The sequence below is a fragment of the Arthrobacter sp. Bz4 genome (assembly GCF_003075455.1).
Taxonomy (GTDB): domain Bacteria; phylum Actinomycetota; class Actinomycetes; order Actinomycetales; family Micrococcaceae; genus Arthrobacter_D.
Genome location: NZ_QDAE01000061.1, coordinates 1 through 1721, shown reverse-complemented (window position 1 = coordinate 1721; position 1721 = coordinate 1). Strand labels below are relative to the sequence as shown.

Sequence of the window (1721 nt, the reverse complement as noted above, 5' to 3'; positions counted from 1 at the left end):
GGAGGTGAAGGAGTCTTGACGTATGGCCGCAACACCTAGGCGACGCCTGGTATCCAAAGACGTGTCACGCCCGGAAACCGTCAGCCGCCCAGAAGTTCTCACGCTGCCCGGTAGCGAACCGGTTAGAGCTGCGGCAGTCAACGATTTACCGGATCCAGATGCCCCCAACAAGGCCACAGCTTCGCCACCAGCAACAGCCAATGACACGTCAGTAACCAGTGAACGGCCGCCGATCCGCACGGATAATCGGTCGAGGACAAGACTCACCGCACACCCGCCCCCATTACTAACGATTATCATTCTCAACTAAAGAGTAGCGACAATGACAAGGTTCCTCAAACGTAGGACTGTTAGAGCGCAGGAGACTTGACTCGTGCAGCAAGCAAGGTTGATTCGGGCCACATGAAGGGACCGTCAATCGCCTGAACTGTGAGTTGACGTATTAGAACGTTATCGGCGCTTCAAGTCCTTCTTGCGAGGATCGCACCGACGTCCAGGAACGGCTTGGCCTTAGCTGCGTTTTGACCGATGTCTGGAACCTCTTCGAAAGCCCTTCTGTTTGGAGATGGCCGCGCAATAGACCGTAACTGTCAGATCGAAGAGATTTGCAGCTCAACCTAGAGTAGGGTATAATACGACGCTTCGTGTGCTTAGGACAGGGCTCGTGCAAATGGGTTCGATTCCCTTGATCCTTGCCGCTTTCGCAGTAATTTTTCTCGTTCTCGCTCTCTTCACACTAATAAAGACATTTACAACGTCGACATGGAAAGAGAAGTTCGGAGCACTTGGAAAGGAGCTGATTATGGCAGTTGTAGTAGAGGGGTTTCTAACCTTGATTTCTGACTCGGAAGTGGTTTGGAGCGGCTTGGTCGCCGCCTTGTCCTAAGCACACGGCCTATTCATATTCGAGGGTGGCGCAGGGGTGGATCTACCTCGACCGGAGTTCAGCGGAGAGCGACATCGGTACTTGCGCATCCTCCAGCCACCACTCTGCTTGCTGACATTTCGGCCAAAATGCTTCGCCGACCGCTCGTTCTGTCACGTAAGCGGGGCGTCGAGACGGCCATGACATGTGGTGGTCAAGGTTGAGGGCAGTGTGATCACCCTGGGTCGCGGAGCATGCGGGTTTTTACCGTTTCCTTCGCCGTGGTCCGGCAGTATTTTTCTTCGGAGGTCTCGGTGCCGGTTGAAGGAGTGTTTGTGTCATGGAGCGGGGAGGGCGATTTGTGCTCGCGAACAGCTCAAGTGGAAGGGGCGAGTAATCGTAGTCGTAGTTCGCAAGGATGCCGGGATACGCCACTACCTGCGACATTTGCCATAGAGAGCGAACAATACTGATTCCGATTTGACTGATGGCCAGGTTCGTGGCGGGATCGGAGTTATCTGTCCGCAAGCTCAGCCCCGGAGTCATGCCCTTGTCTCCCCGCTTCTGGAGGACGTAAGTAACCGATTCGGCGTTGATTACAGCAGCTGCTTCATTCCATTGATCCGTCGTCAGAGTTGACGGATCCTGTTCGGCGAGACCCAGGACGACGCTGAGATCGTCTCGTGGAAAAACTGTAGCGCCATGTTTGAGTTGATTGTTGCCTTGGGCTCCGTTGTAGTCATTATCTGAATAGAACTTGGCGAAGAAAGTAAGCCAAGCAGTGAGAAAATCCAGGTGCCGCCGCAGGTCCTGCTCGGAGTCCTCGGATTCTTCATGATGAAGCTCTGGAGGGAAT

General features: G+C 54.1%; 1 protein-coding gene. It reads right to left on the bottom strand.

Annotation, left to right across the window (positions count from 1 at the left end; genetic code table 11):
• Positions 1–1129 precede the first annotated feature (1129 nt).
• The coding region (locus DDA93_RS16415) for a hypothetical protein (protein ID WP_165802667.1) at positions 1130–1721 on the bottom strand (592 nt) is incomplete at its 5' end.